This window comes from Pedobacter sp. AK017 (genome assembly GCF_014200825.1).
Lineage (GTDB): Bacteria > Bacteroidota > Bacteroidia > Sphingobacteriales > Sphingobacteriaceae > Pedobacter > Pedobacter heparinus.
In genome coordinates this window covers 257617-274934 of record NZ_JACHCW010000007.1, presented here as the reverse complement: position 1 = coordinate 274934, position 17318 = coordinate 257617, and the positions used below count along the sequence as shown (strand labels likewise).

The following is a 17318-nucleotide window of genomic DNA, read 5'->3' as shown; positions in this document are numbered from 1 at the left end:
GCTTTTATTGCGCTATAAATGGCTTTTGATGTCCTTATTTTGAAAATCAGGACAAGTGCTTATGCTGCTTTGTCTTTCAGCGCGGTCAAGTAATTGGATGGAGTTATACCCGTTATCCTTTTAAAAGCAAGCGAAAAACTATTGCGTGAGGAAAAGCCAGCATCCTGGGCAATTGCCTCCAGTGTAAATTGTTTCCATTCGCCGGCCTCCAGCCGGTCTTTTACATAACGGACACGCAGGTTGTTGATATAGGTATTGAAGTTAAGCTTGTAGTGGTTATTGAACAGGTCGGACAGCTTATGATTGGGGACTTCCAGCAAGGAAGCAAGGTCACTTACGGTAAGCCCCGTCTTTCTGAAAACCTGGGTTTGGCTGATGTATGTTTCAACCCTGGTAACAAGGGCACTGTCATACAGTTTAACCCGGGTTTCACTGAATTCGTTTTGCGGTACGCTTAAACGTGCTTTAGCCCTGGTATATCCTTTAGGCATTATCCTGGAAAAACCAAAGATCAGGCCCGGGCTCAGAAAAAAAGAACCGCTGAACATCAATAAGGCCAGTCCGATGAACAATACCAGTTTTCCGGATTTCAGGATACGCCAGGTATCATTAAAGTTTGCCAGCACGTTTAAGTTTATAGCCAGCATTCCAAAGAAAATGACACCACAAATTGCAGTAAAAGCAAAAATCCAGTTGAGCGTTCTTTTATCAAACTGCTTTGTTTTTGCAGCCAATACAGCCAGCCGAAATTGCAGTAAAGTAAACACAAGCCCAGATAGCGGAAAAGTGAACCAATGCCAGTTAGGTACGATATACCTGTTGTCACTAAAGGCAAAAGCTACATTGCTTTCTATCTTGTCCACTACCCATTGCTGGGTGGCAGCATCGGCAAGACTATAAGGCATTATGGATACCAGCGCCGGAATAGAAATGGTAAGGTACAGTACGTGGTTTAACCTGAAGGTAGCGTGGGCCGGCTGCAGTGAGCCCCTGATGTAAAGAAAAAGGCAGGGTGCAATGAGGTAATAAAGCGGTAAGCCTTTGTTGAAAAGTATTGGGTACTCCTTTATCAATCCGGAATTGGTTAGCAAATAAATAAGGCCGTACCAAATTATCCCAACTATGGCAACACAGAGCAGAAGGCTCAAATAATGTCGGTCGCTGCCAAAAAAAAGAAGCTTAATTGGAACCAGGCAAAGTATAAAAACCGAACCAATAATTATAATAAATATCAGATGCAAGTCGTTAAAATAATGTCCTGCGAAGTTAAAATTTAATAGATAAACATGGAAACCAAATTGAAATATAATAATCCAGCAGGCAGATACGATCTCAAGGATTCAATATAAATACAGTATAACTACAATTAAAATATATAATAAAGACAGAATTAACATAGGCTTTAACTATGCTTAAAATAGGGTTGGAATAGGGTTGGAATAGGGTTGAAATACCAATTAGGTAATTGAAGGGTATTTCAACCCTATTTCAAAGGTATCTTAATACTGATTTTTAATTGTATTTAAATCGTTAAAATTGTGTATTTATTATAACTACTGGTAGACTATAAAAAAAACCTGTTCAGATCATGAACAGGTTTTTTTATTCCCCGGAATGCCGGTGCATTATTTAGAATGCAAAACCTACACGAACACCAGTGATGATGCTAGGGTTGATCTCAAAGCTGTTGCCAGCAGATTTGGTTTTAACTGTAGTAGTGTTGCCACCTACAGTTGTAGTAGAGGTAGCTTTACCAGCTGACTCATAATTGAACCCGAATCCAGCTTCAACACCTAGGTATAAACGTTTTGCGATATAATAATCAGCGCCGATTACCCCACGCAAACCGATAGAAGTATAACCTGGTCCTTTAGATTCACTGCTGGTATTATCTGCATAAACAGGTGCATTTGCAGAACCTGTAGCATTTTCAAAAGAAGTTTTAGTTGTACCGGTTCCGAAAAGGATATCGCCACCTACATAAGGAGATAAGCGCTCTGTACCGGCAAAGTGTTTCTCAACGCCTAAGTTGATTAAGAATTGGGTAGCTTTTGTAGTCGCAGATCCTTCTTTACCTTCGTTTGGTGTACCAACAACACCATAAGCATTTTTGGTTACGTTCTGGCTGCCAACATTAAAACCTAAACGGTAGGCTAAATTATCTTTTTGAAAATAACGGAAACGCAATAAACCTGCTCCTTCGTTTAAATTGAAATTTGTCGTGTTAATGCCACCTGTTAAACCAAATTCTGTGGTTACATCGCCCTTAACTGGTTTAAAGTCTTGTGCCTGAGCTGTTAAACCTAAAATAGCAATGCTTAATGATAATAATAATTTTTTCATAAATGTGTTAAATGTTAAATAATTGTTAATTATAATATTTAAGGCTGCAAAAGTAGGTTTAATAGAATTAATAGTGTCAGTAAAATGTCATTACAGGATACTTATTGTCTAAGTTGTTGATTTACTGCTGGATGAAATTTGATGTTTAAACAGGGGTTTCTTTAGGGCTTATTTTATTGTGATATTGAATGCTGATAATTGTAATATTGTCCATTTTTAAATGAAAAGGTTAAACTAAGCTTGGTATTAAAATGATAGTTTTAAAAACGGTTTTTGGAGGCTTGTCAATAATTTTGCTGCATAGATTACGTTACCGGCCCCTAAGAAATTTTGCTGAAGGACAATAGCGTTGTGTCCCTGCACGGTATCACTTAAAAGTATTAGCAGAAAATTGTCCATTATTTCCCTAAAAAGGTCTATTTTTTCAGAGCCTTTATATCTACAATATTGTATAACCAATAATACAACCAAATATTTAAACCAAATCTCAATTAAACAGATATGAAAAAAGCTATACTCATTTTTACATGGGTATTCTCCCTTCTGCTTTTCCAAAAAGCCTTGGCGCAGACTGTAAATATCCGGGGAAAGATCACTGAAGCGGGTATACCCTTACCTGGAGTAGGTGTAAAAGTAAAAAACTCCAAAGTAGCTACAGTAACCGATTCGAATGGGGAATTCTTAATCAAGGCATCAGGCACAGACGTCCTGATCCTTTCATTTATTGGTTTCAGCACAAAGGAAGTTTCCATAAAGGGGCGGACTTTTATTACTGAATCTATGGAGGCCGACAAGCAGCAACTGGATGAAGTGCTTGTTGTGGGCTATGGGGTACAGAAAAAGATCACCTCTACTGGGGCAATCACCTCTGTATCCGGTGCCGACCTGGTCAGGGCACCTGTTGCCGGAATTAGCAATGCCTTAATTGGTTTATCCAGCGGCATACAGGCCATTCAAAGTTCCGGCGAATTTGGAAGCGATAAAGCCCAGATCAGGATCAGGGGTATGGCCACACTGAATGCCGGGGGTAGGGACCCCTTGATTATGGTGGATGGGGTGGAAAGGGAAACCTATAACAACATAGACCCAAATGAGATAGAATCCATCAACATACTGAAAGATGCCTCTTCTACAGCAGTTTATGGTGTTCGTGGTGCAAACGGGGTAATCATCATTACTACCAAACAGGGAAAGATAGGAACACCTGTTGTAAATTTTACCGGAAATGTGGCTGCTGTACAGCCCATTATACTTCCAAAATACCTCAATTCTTATGATTATGCTGTGTTGAGAAATGAGGCGGAGACAAATATGGGTAAAACACCAACTTTTAGTGAGGAAGACCTTAGGTTATATAAAAGTGGTGAAGACCCGATATTTCACCCAAGTAAAGACTGGATTAAAGAATTGATCAGTCCTGTATCGTTTCAGCAGCGGTATAATGCCAATATCTCTGGCGGAACAGAAAAGTTAAGGTATTTTACCTCCTTCGGTTACTTTAATCAGGGCGGGGCCTATAACCAGCCCGAACAGGATTTTGGACTGCCATACAAGCATAAATACGACAATTATACCATCAGGATGAATTTTGATTTCGACCTGACGAAAGATCTGTCCATGTCGGTAAAGCTCGGGGAGCAGATTACCGATAACGTAGCACCAAATGGCGGTGCCTATTCTGCTATTGACAGGGCTGCAAATGCCTCACCCATGTCCAGCCCCGCTTTTGTAGATGGAAAGTACATTGAAGGGGTTATCGGTCTGCCTTCGGGCGTACCTCATTTTAACCCATGGGGACAACCTGGCCTGACAAGTTCGGGTGGTGGTTTTATTACAGAAATGTTTGCCAATACCTTAAATACCAATCTTTCCATTAATTATAAGCTGGACAGAATAACCCGGGGCTTGTCGGTACGGGCTATGGGTGCCTATGATACTTACTACCTGAAAACGGCTGTACGGAGTAAGTACTTTCCTGCCTACACGGTTATGAAAAATGCCGCCAGTCCCGGAGGCTATATTTTATATCAGAGTAAAGAAGAAGGCCCTTATTATGGCTTGTCTGAAGGGATAAATGACAGCAGAAGAGATAAATTCAGGAAAATGTACGGTGAACTGGCTGTAGATTATAAAAGGTCATTCGAAGGAGGTCATAATGTGTCGGGTTTATTGCTGGCAAATTTGCAGAAGGCCTATTTTCCTGATCTGGCCTATAAATTACCAACCGGTTATCTGGGCTTTGTATCGAGGGTAACCTACGATTACAAGAACCGCTACCTTGCAGAATTTAATATGGGCTATAATGGTTCCGAGAATTTCCCCGAAGGTAAGCGTTTCGGGCTCTTTCCATCCTATTCGCTCGGTTGGGTGGCTACTGAAGAACCTTTCATCGGGAAAAATAAATGGCTTTCCTTTTTAAAGATCAGAGGGTCTTACGGTGAAGTAGGGAATGACAAAATTGGCGGAAAGCGGTATTTATATCTGGATGGTCCTTATGCACTCGGAAACGGTGGTTTTCAAAAGGTGGTTTTTGGTCAGCAGGGTACAAATATGGCAGTTTACAATGTCTATACCGAAGGTGCATTGGGCAATCCTGATGTAACCTGGGAAACTGCGGTAAAATACAATATCGGTGCTGAACTGCGGTTCTTTTCAGACCGCTTGTCTCTGACTGGTGATTATTTTGAAGAAAAAAGGGACAATATTCTCTGGACGCTATCTACCGTTCCGGAACTGGTATCTGCAGAATTGCCTGCCGCCAATATCGGTAAAGTAAAAAACCATGGGTATGAACTGGAGCTGGGCTATAAGGATCAGGTAGGGTCGTTAAATTACTGGCTTAAGGGCGCATATTCTTTTGCCAGGAACAAGATCATTTACCAGGATGAACCAACCCGGGTGTACGAGTGGTTACAGCGTACAGGCAGACCCATTGATCAGTATTTCGGGTTAACTTTTGAAGGGTTTTACAATACCCAGGCGGAAATTGATGACCCGAACAGGCCCAAATCCCAATGGGAGGGAACGGGGCTGAAGCCGGGTGATATGAAATATAAGGACCTGAATGGGGATGGAAAGATCACAACAGACGATATGGGAAATATTGGTTATTCCAGTTCTCCTGAAATTAACTATAGTATTTCAGGAGGAGTATCCTGGAAGGGTTTTGACCTGGCCGTTCTTTTCCAGGGAACAGACCATGTTTCGGTAAGTTTCAGCAATACGGCAGCCTATCCTTTTGTGTCCGACTGGAGTGCCGCACAGGAATGGCATCTGGAGCGTTGGACACCTGAACGTTATGCCAATGGAGACAAGATAGACTTTCCAAGGGTAGAACTTTCACCAGATAAACAGCACAATTATCAGCCTTCAAGTTTTTGGGTGCAGGACGCCTCTTATTTCCGGTTTAAAAACATTGAGCTGGGTTACAGGTTTGCTACCAAAGCTTTGCAAAGGGTAGGACTAAGCTCTATGAGGGTATTTGTGAGCGGGAATAACCTGATTACCTGGACTGATTTAAAATATAGCAAAGACCCTGATGCCCGGGAGTTATGGGGACGTGTAACGCCGCCTAACAGGGTATTTAACTGTGGTGTCAATTTTCAATTTTAATCATAAAAAACAATTGATATGAAAAGATATTTATGCTTTATAAGCGGTCTGATCTTATTTTCCTCTATACTTTCTTCCTGTAAAAAGTATCTGGAAAAACCTGTGAGCAGCGATGTCACACTGAATGATGTTTTTGCTTCACGCGACAAAACTGAGCAGTTTCTATGGACAGTTTACAGAACTGCCTCTATTTATGAATTCCCTTATTACTGGACTTCCGGTGAAAATAATTACTACCATTATGGTGCTACATATACCATTGTGGCTGCAGCTACCGATGAGGCAGATGCTTTTGCCAATCTGACCGGGGCAGAAGCCATGAATAAGGGGAACTGGGGCCCAAATGATATAAAATTTTATGAATTCAGGAGCGAGTACCCCTGGAAGGGTATCAGGAATGCAAACATCTTTATAGAAAATGTGGATAAAGCACCTTTTTCGGATCAGGAAAAACGGGCAATGAAAGCAGAGGCCATATTTTTACGTGCACTGATGCATTTTGACCTGATGCAGCGTTTGGGCGGAATCCCGATTGTTGACAAAGTACTCAAGGTTTCTTCAGCCGAAGATGTTCCCGGCGTAAGAATTCCAAGAAGCACTTATGAAGAAACGGTCAACTTTATTGTTAAAAGCTGTAATGATATTGCCAATGATTTGCCTGTGAGCTATTCCAGCAATTACAGGGGCCGGATCATCAGGGCCGCTGCCTATGCTTTAAAAGCAAGGGTACTGTTGTATGCGGCCAGTCCGCTTTTCAATTCCAACGAAACTTATGTACCTGTAAGCGATCCGAAACTGAGGGCGATGATTGGCTATGCAGATGGCTATAAGGCTGAGCGCTGGCAGCTGGCGGCCAATGCCAGTAAAATGGTACTGGATTCTGCCCAAAAGTGGGGCCTTGAACTTTATAAAGGAAAAACAAATCCTATAGACCGCTATGAAGAGATCTTTATCAACCCGAATGTGAGCGAGATCATTCTGGATGCAGGGATCCAGGGCTTGCAGACCAACAATTATTTTGTACGTTTTTTGACACCTGGTACAATCGTTTATACGGGCTCTGATCCGGTTAATGTAGGCATCACCTTTAATTTTGCCAAATTCTATCAAAAGGCTGATGGAACAGATCAAACCTGGAATGAGGTTCCGGGAACAGCTTATCCTTATGCACAGTATCAGCAAAAACTGGGTGAACTTGATCCGCGTTTTCAGGCTTCTGTATTCCAGTCAGGCACAGAATGGTCCAGGGGCTCAGGTACCAGATATCATTTTTATGAACAGGGTTCCAAGCAGCTGGACAGGTATAATGGCGTTGGGTTCTTAAGAAAATTCGTAAAGGGGGTTTCGAATGGTTCTGCCGCTCCAAGATGGATTACTTTCCGGCTGGCGGAGTTTTATCTGAACTATGCTGAAGCGCTTAACGAAGTGAATGGTTCTTCAACAGAAATCACAAATGCTTTAAATGAAATCAGGGCCAGGGTAAATATGCCTGGGATCAGTTATACCAGCCAGGATGACATGCGTCAGAAAATCCGCCGGGAAAGAGGAGTAGAGCTTGCTTTTGAAGAGCACCGGTATTTTGATGTCCGCCGCTGGAAAATTGCAGGACAGGAAGGGGTAATGAAGGGTGGAATGTGGAGCCTTAAATTGTATGGAGGGACTTCCCCAACCTATAAACTGGAAAAGTTTGAAGACCGGGTATGGGAAGATAAGATGTATTTATATCCTTTTAACAGCACAGAAATAGATTTGGGCTATTTAATTCAAAACCCGGGATGGTAGTCTCTTTGCCTAATTTTTCAAACAAAACGCAATTATTATGAATTTTCAATTAAATAGGATTTTTCTTTTAATGGGGTTAGCATTGCCTTTATCTGTGATTGCGCAAGTAAATGACAGTACAAAGCTTTCTGACTCATTAAAAAATATAAATGAAAAAGTGAGTGTAGCCTACGGCCGGCAAAACAAAGACCAGGTTACCTCGGCTATGGCCAGTGTAAGTGGTAACGAATTGCGTACCACACATACGGCATCACTATCCAATTCACTTATTGGCAGGCTCACCGGGGTCTCGATATTAAACAATGGTGGCGCACCCGGATTTGATGATCCAAGCTTTGCTATCCGGGGCATGCATACAACTGCCAACAATGGTTATCTGGTACTGGTTGATGGCATTCAGATCAATAGCTTAAGTTATATAGCTGTAGACGAAATTGAAAGTGTTACCGTTCTAAAAGATGCTGCAGCATTGGCTATGTATGGTGTAAGGGGTGGTAACGGAGCGCTTTTGGTGACTACAAAGCGGGGAAAAGTAAGTGATAAGATCAATATTTCTTTTAACGCGCGCTATGGCTTGCAGTCGCCCGTATTGCTGCCCGAATTTGCAAACTCTTATGATTATGCCAGATTGCATAACGTAGCAAGGACAAATGACGGGCTCCCTCCCATCTATACAGAAAAACAGCTGAACGGTTATAAAGAAGGAACAGATCCTTATTTATACCCTAGTGTAAACTGGTATGACGAGATCCTTCGGAAAAATGCAGTCCTTCAGGATTACGCACTTACATTTAACGGCGGTAACGATAAGGTAAAGTATTTTTTGATGGTAGGTTATATGGCCAATGAGGGGTTATATGCCAATACCAATCAGGAAACGAATTCCAACATCAATTTTAAGCGCATCAATTTCAGGGGAAATATTGATTTGAACATCACTAAAAATTTATCTGCCGCGATTGGTTTAGGGGGGAATATACAGGACAGGATGTTCCCGACCATATCTACAGAGGACCTATGGAAGAGTATGGCGAGTTATGCACCCAATTTATATACAGTAAGAAGTCCGGACGGACAGATTACAGGTAGTGCCAATTACCCTATAAACCCGGTTGGCTACCTTTTAGAGAAAGGTTATTTTTCCCGGCATGACCGCAATATCCAATCGTCTGTAAGGGTAAACCAGAAATTGGATGTGCTTACAAGGGGCCTAAGTGTGTTCGGTTCCTTGTTGTTCGACAATGAGTTTAATAACAGGTACGATAAAACAAGGGATTATGCTTATGCGGAACCGATTGTGGGTACCAATACGGATGGTGAACCCTACGTTTATTACTTACAGCGCGGACTTAATACAGACCTTACTGTAAGGACAGACCCTAACTACGAAAATAACCGGGTCATATTGCAGGCGGGCTTTGATTACAACCGTAAATTTAACAACAGTGAGCTTAGCGGTATGCTGATGTACCAGCAGGATAAGTATACTGTGCTGGGCAATCAGTCGGCTTTTGCCATGCAAAACCTTGCCGGCAGGTTTAATTATGGCTTTAAAGATAAATACTTTGCGGAATTCTCTTTTTCGTATAGTGGCATTGAAAACTACGCTCCGGGCAAGCGCTTCGGGTTTTTCCCTGCCCTGTCTGGGGGATGGCTAATCCATAAAGAAGGTTTCTGGAAAGAAAACTCAGCAATCAATTACCTGAAATTGAGGGCCTCTGCAGGACTGGTAGGCAATGATAAAGGCTCACCAAGGTTTAATTATAATCAATATTGGGGCACGCAGACTGGGCAGGGATATTATTTTGGAACAGGAACCAGTTTTTACAATGCGCTGGTACAGCTGGGTACTGCCAATCCGGATATTACCTGGGAGAAAGGGATGATCTATAACCTGGGTATAGAGGCAAAAGCCTTTAACAGCAAACTGAGCTTCGGAGCTGATATTTATCGGGAAATGCGATCGGATATCCTGGTGGATATGGGTAATGCCACACCTGCAATGTCGGGTATTGCCGATGGGATGCGCCAAAACAAAGGTAAGGTGTTGAGTTATGGTACAGAGCTCTTTACCAGATTTAATGATCGGGTTGGCGCGGTTGACTATTATATAGGCGGACAATTTTCATTCGCGCGAAATAGGGTTAAGGCCAATTACGATATACCCAGAAAAGAAGCCTATAGCTCCAGGTTAAACAGACCGGTAGGTCAGTTCTTTGGGCTTGAGGCGATTGGTTTTTTTAAAAATGAAAGTGATATCATCAGCAGCCCGCAGCAAACCTTCTCGGTAGTAAGGCCAGGAGACCTTAAGTATAAAGACCAGAATAACGACGGGATCATCGATGTGAACGATGAGGTCGCTGTCGGGCGCCATATTTATCCTGAAATAACTTATGCTTTTAATACAGGTATTGGTTATAAGGGCTTCAATCTTGATTTCTTTTTTCAGGGGGTAGCACACAGAAGCGTGTTGTTAAGCGGAGCGATGTTCCAGCCTTTTGTAAATAACAACAACATCATCAAATGGGCATCGGAAGGTTACTGGACTCCGGAAAATCCGAATTCAGCTACCTTTCCACGGTTGACTACCGAGGTGAGTGCAAACAATTACAGGACTTCCGATTTTTGGGTGCGGAGTGCCAATTTCCTCAGGTTAAGAAATGTGGAACTGGGTTATACCCTGCCCAAAAGTGTAACCGCTAAACTTCGTTTGCAAAGTGTGAAGGTATTTGTTAGCGGTTTAAACCTGCTAACCTGGGATGATCTGGACGTGAATGTTGATCCGGAAACGCTGAGTGCCGGTTATCCTAATATTAAAACATATACTGCGGGTTTAAGTGTCAAATTTTAACCCGATAAATAAAGATAGCGTATGAAACTTAAAAGATTTATGTTAGGGTTGATGGCAATTCTAACCACCTTTATGGGCTGTAAGGATTACCTGGACAGGGAAATTCCAACTAATGTTAAGGACGATCAGGTATTTGTGAACTATGACCGCATTTCACAGGCAGGATATGGGGCTTATGCCTTCCTTTTTAATACCATTGGCTATAACCGGATCAATGGTGCCATGCTGGCCTCAGGTTGTGATGAAGCCGATCATGCAGACAATATTTCAAGTATTCAGCGGTTTAATACGGGCACCTGGAATGCTACATTTAATCCTGAAGATGTATGGGGACTGTTTTACCAGGGCATCAGGCGGGCAAATCTTTTTCTGGAAGAATCGGCAGATTTTAAAAACCTGATCTACAGAGATACCATTAATGTAACCAATAAAGACCTTTATAAATACAGAGTACGGGATTTAGAATGGTTAAGGGCCGAAAACCGCTTTTTACGGGCATATTACTATGCTGAGCTTATTAAACGTTATGGGGGAGTACCTATTCTGCTAAAATCTGTAACGGATATTGATGAACTGAATACTTATAAGCGAAAAACTTATGAGGAATGTGTTCAATTTATTTCCGATGAGTGTGATGCGGTAGTGCCCCTGCTGAACGAGAGCTGGGTAGGTTTTGATGGCGACAAGTGGCGTGGCAGGGTAACCAAAGGAGCGGCAATGGCACTGAAAGCAAGGGTATTGCTATATGCTGCCAGTCCGCTTAATAATGCATCCAATGATATTACCAAATGGCAAAAGGCCGCAAAAGCAGCGCACGATGTAATTGCCCTGAATAAGTATGGCTTGCATACTGACTATAGAGGATTGTTTAGGTTGGGGAATGGGGCTGATGGAAACCCGGAGATCATTTTCGCACAGCAGGGTTATAACAGAAACGATTATGAAAAATACAATTACCCTATTGGCTATGACCAGGGAGGTTTGGGGAGCACCTCTCCATCACAGAATCTGGTAGATGCTTATGAAATGAAAACTACGGGCCTTGCTATAACTGAAAATGGGTCAGGTTATGATCCGGCCAATCCATATGCGAACAGAGATCCACGCTTAGGGCTTAGCATACTGGTCAGCAATACTTCCTTTAAAGGACGCCCGGTGGAAGCCTGGGTAGGTGGTTTGGATGGGCTTGGTAAATTTAAGGCAACTACGACCGGTTACTATATCCGCAAATACGTGGACGAAAACCTGAACCTGGCCCAGGGGGCGACCAGTTTGCATACCTGGATGATCTTCCGGTATGCAGAGGTGCTGTTAAACTATGCCGAAGCGATGAATGAAGCTTATGGCCCCGACGTTACGGCCGGTTATAGCATGTCGGCAAAAAAAGCCGTAGATATGGTCAGGGCCCGGACGGGTATTGCTATGCCACCTCTTCCTCCCGGTCTTTCAGTTGATGAAATGCGTTTACGCATCAGAAACGAACGACGGGTTGAGCTTGCATTTGAAGAACACCGTTTCTTCGATGTCAGGAGATGGAAAATTGCTGCACAAACAGAGAATAGACCGGTAATGGCCATGAAGATCACGAAAAATACAAATGGAAGTTTTAGTTATCTGGTGGTTAAGGCGGAAGACAGGACATTTAGCGAACGCATGTATTTATACCCTATTCCCGAAGTTGAGGTGCTTAAAAGTAACGGAAGTCTGGTCCAAAATCCGGGCTGGTAAGTTTTATCATTGATTAATCATATAATGATCATGAAAAAAGTATTTAATAATTTAACAGCGCTGATCATGGTAATGATTGGCATAGCTGCCTGCAGCAAACCTTTAATGTTTCCTGAAGCCGAACCCACAGCTGTTCCGCAGGTAAAACAAGCTGTAGCCCAGCTGCTATGGATAGGCCCTGAATATAAACTGGTGGTTCAGGCCACACTGCAAGATGCCGATGGGATCAGTAAGGTGAAGTTAAAAAACGGCGAGTGGGGGCTGGACGCTGAAGTGACGGCCGACAATAAAACCAGCTATACCGTAAACCAGACCTTTGTGGTTTCAAAAGATGTAAATGTTACTGAGCATAACGTTGAACTGACCATAACCAACAGTAAAGGCGGAATTGCAAAAGCAAAGGTAAAAGTAGAGGACCTTTCTGCACAAAACCAGATTCCTGGCTATACACCAGATCTTTTACCCCCTGTAATTACTGTTACCAAACCCACTATAACCAGATTTTACGGTTTGGCAAACGATCCCATTAATATTGATGTGGCGGCCGGCATAACTGATGCAATTGGAATTGCTGCTATTGAAGTAAAAGTATGGGGAGAAACCGCTTCCGGAGAACTCGTCAACAAGGAAGAGCTGATCAGCCCTGTTGCTGGCCAGCAAAACAGTTATGCTTACAGCAAAACATTTGCCTTACCGGCAGGTAAGGTAGGAGAATACCAATACCTGATCAAAGCAACTGATGCCAGTGGAAATAAATCTATCAAAAGCGGTGTAATAACCGTTGGTTATATGGATAGATTGTATTTGTCGGATGCAGAAAATATGGCCGAGGTAACCAATCAGGGTTATGACAATGGCGGCAATGCAAGGGGTATTGGTACCTTACTTTCTATGAAAAAACAAGGAGCCAATAGTTTTGTGGTCGATTATTACTACCGCAATGAAGCCAGTGACAATATTCGTTTTATTGCCTTTTTAGGAAATGACAGACCCTTTACGGCTACTACCCAGGCGGCGGCTTTGTATACGCTGGATGGGACCAATGTATTGGGCAACAGTGCGACTGCTACAGGTAAAGTGACCCCGGTTTTGGCCGAAGCCAACTTTAAATTACCGGTAACACAGAAAGGATATTACCGTATTACCGTAGACATGACTGCCCGTTCAATAACGGCTGTTCCTTTTACGCCCTCCAAGCCCTTTGTGGATGCCACTAAATATCCGGGTTGGGCCGCCAATAAACCTTATGCTTACCTGGCTGTAATTAGTAGTGTTGTAGATGGAACAGCAGGCTGGGCCGAAGTAGCCACTTCCCCAAAACTAATGAAAGAAGCCAACCATAACTTCCTGTATACCGGGACTTTCAAAACTACCGGAAATTCCGTTAACCTGAATTTTACGGCACCTAAAGAATTCGTTAACAGTACCAATGGCTGGTTCAGGTTGTTGAGTGCCAGGGCAAATATGAAAGACGATTATGGCGATCCGATAGATATCGTGAGTGCTGTGGGACTGATCAGTGCAGGTACCAATTACGGGTTTTCGCACAATACTGCAGGTACTTTTAAAGCAACTTACGATATGGCATTAGAGCGGTTAAGGTTAATCAGAACAGGTAATTAATGGAATATATGCGTGCTTCTTTGCCTTCCTTTGTGCTCATCATTTTGATGTCCGTATTTAACCCTTTAGTCTTTGCCCAGAAGAAAATAATAAAAAATCCTGGTCCTGGTGCTCCTCAAAGCATCAGGATCAGTTTAACTGAAGAAAAGCAGACCATTCACAGTTTTGGGGCCTCCGATTGCTGGTCGGCAAAATATGTGGGCAACTGGTCCGATCTGCAGAAAAAGAACCGTATTGCTGATCTTTTATTCAGTACAGATACGACTTCAGATGGCAAGCCGAAAGGTATAGGCCTGTCTTTATGGCGGTTTAACATTGGATCGGGTAGTTACGAACAAGGTGCGGAAAGTAATATTCCTGATGAATGGCGCAGGGAAGAATGCTTTTTAAATGAAAACGGTACTTATAACTGGGAAAAACAGAAAGGGCAGCAATGGTTTCTGAAAGCGGCTAAACAACGGGGGGTAGCTTATACTCTGGGTTTCTCGCTTACTCCTCCTGCTTTTATGAGCGGGAATGGGAAGGCCTATAACAACAGCAATACACCGAACCTGAATATAAAGGCCGGTATGACAAATGCTTATGCAGCATTCATGTCTGCGGTTTCTGCTCATTTTAAATTTGACTTTTTAAGCCCCGTAAATGAACCGCAGTGGTTCTGGGGAAGGGACAGGATCAGCCAGGAAGGTTCACAGGCAACGAATGCAGAAATAGCAGATCTGGTGAAAGCTGTTTCTGCAAAGCTTCCCTTAGAAAGTCCGAAAACGCAGATGGTGATAGGCGAAGCCGGGCAATGGGATTTTCTTTATGGAAAGAATACAGATGGCCGGGGTGATCAGATCAGCGAGTTCTTTTCGCCCGCTTCTGCTCATTATATTGCTGATCGTCCAAATGTTAAGCGTATTATTTCCGGACACAGTTATTTTACAACATGTCCGGATAACAACCTGATCCATGTGCGTGAGCAGGTTGCTGCAAAGGCCAAACAAACAGACCCCTTGCTGGAAGTATGGCAAACTGAATTCGGTATATTGGGCAACATCTGCAACCAATACAATGGCGGCCCGCGAAATACCGGGATCGATTATGGGCTGTATGTAGCCAAGGTGATCCATCACGACCTTACCATTGCCAATGTTACTTCCTGGCAATGGTGGCTGTCCATCAGTCCTTATAATTACAGTGATGCCCTCGTGTATATCAATGACCCTTCGGGGATGATCAATGCCGCAGGATGTAAAAATGATGGTGAGGTATTAGAGTCCAAACAACTATGGGCGATGGGAAATTATTCCCGTTTTATCCGTCCGGGAATGAAGCGTATCGGGGTAAAGACAGATGGTATTGCCGGTCCGGTTGAAGGGGCAGCTTCTCTCATGGTTTCTGCTTATAAAGATGAAACCGCAAAAAAAATAGTAGTTGTAATTGTTAATCCGGAGCAGAAGGAAAAAGAATTTCAGCTTAGGGCCGCAGGTACTGTCTTTAAACTGGCAGGGAACCTGCTGAACGTATACACTACTGATGCACAAAATAACCTTAAAAAAACAACTGCTTCGGCAGAGAAAGTAAAGATCGTACCCCGGTCGGTAGTTACACTTGTTGGCACTTACCATTGAGCCTGAATATCCGATAACCATTATGATGAAATTTAAATCCCCATAGTTTTTTATGAACAGACCCCATTTATTTGTCTTTTTATTTTTCTTAACTGGTTTTTTCGTTCAGCATGCAGCTGCACAGCAAATCGCAGCTCCTGATACCTACCTTTCGGCACTGAAAGCTGAACTGGAAAAAAAATGGCCTGAAAACCATACCATCAACCTGGTATTTCACGGACATTCCGTACCTACCGGTTATTTTGCAACCCCTGATGTCAACACCCTGGATGCCTATCCGCATGCCTTACTGGCTAAATTAAAACAAAAGTATCCTTTTGCGGTCATCAATGTGATCACGACTTCCATTGGTGGCGAAAACTCCGAACAGGGGCAAAAACGGTTGAAAAATGAGGTGCTTGTTCACAGACCGGATGTATTGTTTATTGATTACGCATTAAACGACAGGGGGGTCGGTCTGGAAAGGTCGAAAATTGCCATGGAAAGAATGATCAAGGTGGCTTTGAGCAGGCATATTAAGGTCATATTGCTTACACCCTCTCCAGATATCAGCACCAATATACTTCAGGAAGATAACCCTTTGCAGCAGCACACAGAGCAGCTCATTACACTGGCAAAAAAATACCATATCGGCCTGTCCGATAGTTTTGGGGAATTTAAAGCACTGGCAAAAAATGGGCGGAACTTAAAAGATTATATGGCTCAAAGTAACCATCCTAATAAAAAAGGACATCAGATCATCGCTGATGAGTTGTTCTGTTATTTCAAATAATTCTTTAAGCTATTTCTTTTTATAAATATTCCTGTAATTGGCCGGAGAAGAGCCCATCAGTTTTTTGAACATCCTGGAAAAATAATAGGGATCGTCAAAACCGATCTTTACACAGATCTCTTTGATGTTCATATCGGTGAAATACAGGTACTGACAGGATTTCTGGATCTTCAGCTGGTTAAAATACTGCATAGGAGAACAGCCTGTCTTTTTCTTGAACAGATCGGAATAATGGGAAACCGAATAATTGGAATGTGCAGCGAGTTCCTGTATCGCATAACATTTTGTCAGGTTTTCTTTCATGAATTTTATAGAAATGCTAACCTGATCTACAGAATAATGAGAAGGATACATTTCTTCGTGGTAAATAAAAGAAGATAAGAACTGGAGCAACTTTATATTCGTTAATTCTATGTTTCTTGTGCTGTAATTATTTTCAAGCAGGGAAAGCATCAGGTTAAACTGTTCAGTTCTTTGTTCATCATAAGCTATGGTCTGTACTTCTGGTGCTGTATCTTTTGCGTACCTGGAATAAAGCTGATCTGCATGTTCCCCCGTAAAATGGATCCAATAAATTGTCCAGGGGTCGGATTCACTGGTGCAATAATGATGGGCAATATTTTTGGGAATGATAATGTAAGTATTTGGCACCAGCTCAAACCGTTGTTTCAAAATCTCGACATAACCCCTGCCTTCTGTACAATATAAAAATATATACTGCTGACTACCTGTCTTCCGCTCGCGGTCGTGATGGATTGCCTTTGGATAATACCCGATAGCGGTAAGGTACAATCCACGGATAAGTGGATTTTTTGTAACCACTTTCTTGGTATCAGGCGGAAGCACGATCATCTGCTGCCCGAGGAAGCCCTCCTTGATTTTTCTTACATTCATAAGATTGTCCATTACTTGTTAAAATTATAATTAATTTTTGATTTAAACGCTTATAGAGGGGGAATTTTAAATTTCATGGAGTGTAACAAAATCTATC

10 protein-coding genes are annotated in these 17318 nt (G+C 42.5%); 7 read left to right on the top strand and 3 right to left on the bottom strand.

The window, feature by feature from the left end:
- Positions 1–59: 59 nt before the first annotated feature.
- Positions 60–1073: a helix-turn-helix domain-containing protein gene (locus HDC92_RS12335; protein ID WP_183874827.1), complete on the bottom strand. Its 1014-nt coding sequence runs from the start codon at positions 1071–1073 to the stop codon at positions 60–62.
- 556 nt (positions 1074–1629) lie between these two features.
- Entirely contained in the window at positions 1630–2343 is a 714-nt protein-coding gene (locus tag HDC92_RS12330) for a hypothetical protein (protein ID WP_015809678.1), read from the bottom strand.
- Positions 2344–2844: 501 nt separating this feature from the next.
- Between HDC92_RS12330 and HDC92_RS12325 the strand changes: the two genes are divergently transcribed.
- From HDC92_RS12325 to HDC92_RS12295, 7 genes are read left to right on the top strand one after another with little or no spacing between them, the layout of a single operon-like run.
- A complete protein-coding gene (locus tag HDC92_RS12325) occupies positions 2845–5955 on the top strand; it encodes a SusC/RagA family TonB-linked outer membrane protein (protein WP_183874825.1) in 3111 nt (1036 codons plus the stop codon).
- Between the two features lie 18 nt (positions 5956–5973).
- Complete coding sequence (locus HDC92_RS12320; protein ID WP_015809676.1) at positions 5974–7737, top strand: RagB/SusD family nutrient uptake outer membrane protein; 1764 nt, start codon at positions 5974–5976, stop codon at positions 7735–7737.
- Positions 7738–7774: 37 nt separating this feature from the next.
- On the top strand, positions 7775–10588 hold the full coding sequence (locus tag HDC92_RS12315; RefSeq protein WP_183874823.1) for a SusC/RagA family TonB-linked outer membrane protein: 2814 nt from the start codon (positions 7775–7777) through the stop codon (positions 10586–10588).
- A gap of 21 nt (positions 10589–10609) precedes the next feature.
- Positions 10610–12316, top strand: coding sequence for a RagB/SusD family nutrient uptake outer membrane protein (locus HDC92_RS12310; protein ID WP_015809674.1), 1707 nt, complete (start codon positions 10610–10612; stop codon positions 12314–12316).
- A 30-nt stretch (positions 12317–12346) separates the two neighbouring features.
- Entirely contained in the window at positions 12347–13939 is a 1593-nt protein-coding gene (locus HDC92_RS12305) for a DUF4625 domain-containing protein (RefSeq protein ID WP_255484518.1), read from the top strand.
- Positions 13939–15555 (top strand): glycoside hydrolase, encoded by a 1617-nt coding sequence (locus HDC92_RS12300; protein WP_183874819.1) that lies wholly within the window; start codon positions 13939–13941, stop codon positions 15553–15555. The genes HDC92_RS12305 and HDC92_RS12300 overlap by 1 nt, the downstream gene beginning before the upstream one ends.
- 52 nt (positions 15556–15607) lie before the next feature.
- A complete protein-coding gene (locus HDC92_RS12295) occupies positions 15608–16327 on the top strand; it encodes an SGNH/GDSL hydrolase family protein (protein ID WP_183874817.1) in 720 nt (239 codons plus the stop codon).
- A 9-nt stretch (positions 16328–16336) separates the two neighbouring features.
- On the opposite strand, the gene HDC92_RS12290 is transcribed toward HDC92_RS12295, so the two are convergent.
- Positions 16337–17221: an AraC family transcriptional regulator gene (locus tag HDC92_RS12290; protein ID WP_238326513.1), complete on the bottom strand. Its 885-nt coding sequence runs from the start codon at positions 17219–17221 to the stop codon at positions 16337–16339.
- Positions 17222–17318 lie beyond the last annotated feature (97 nt).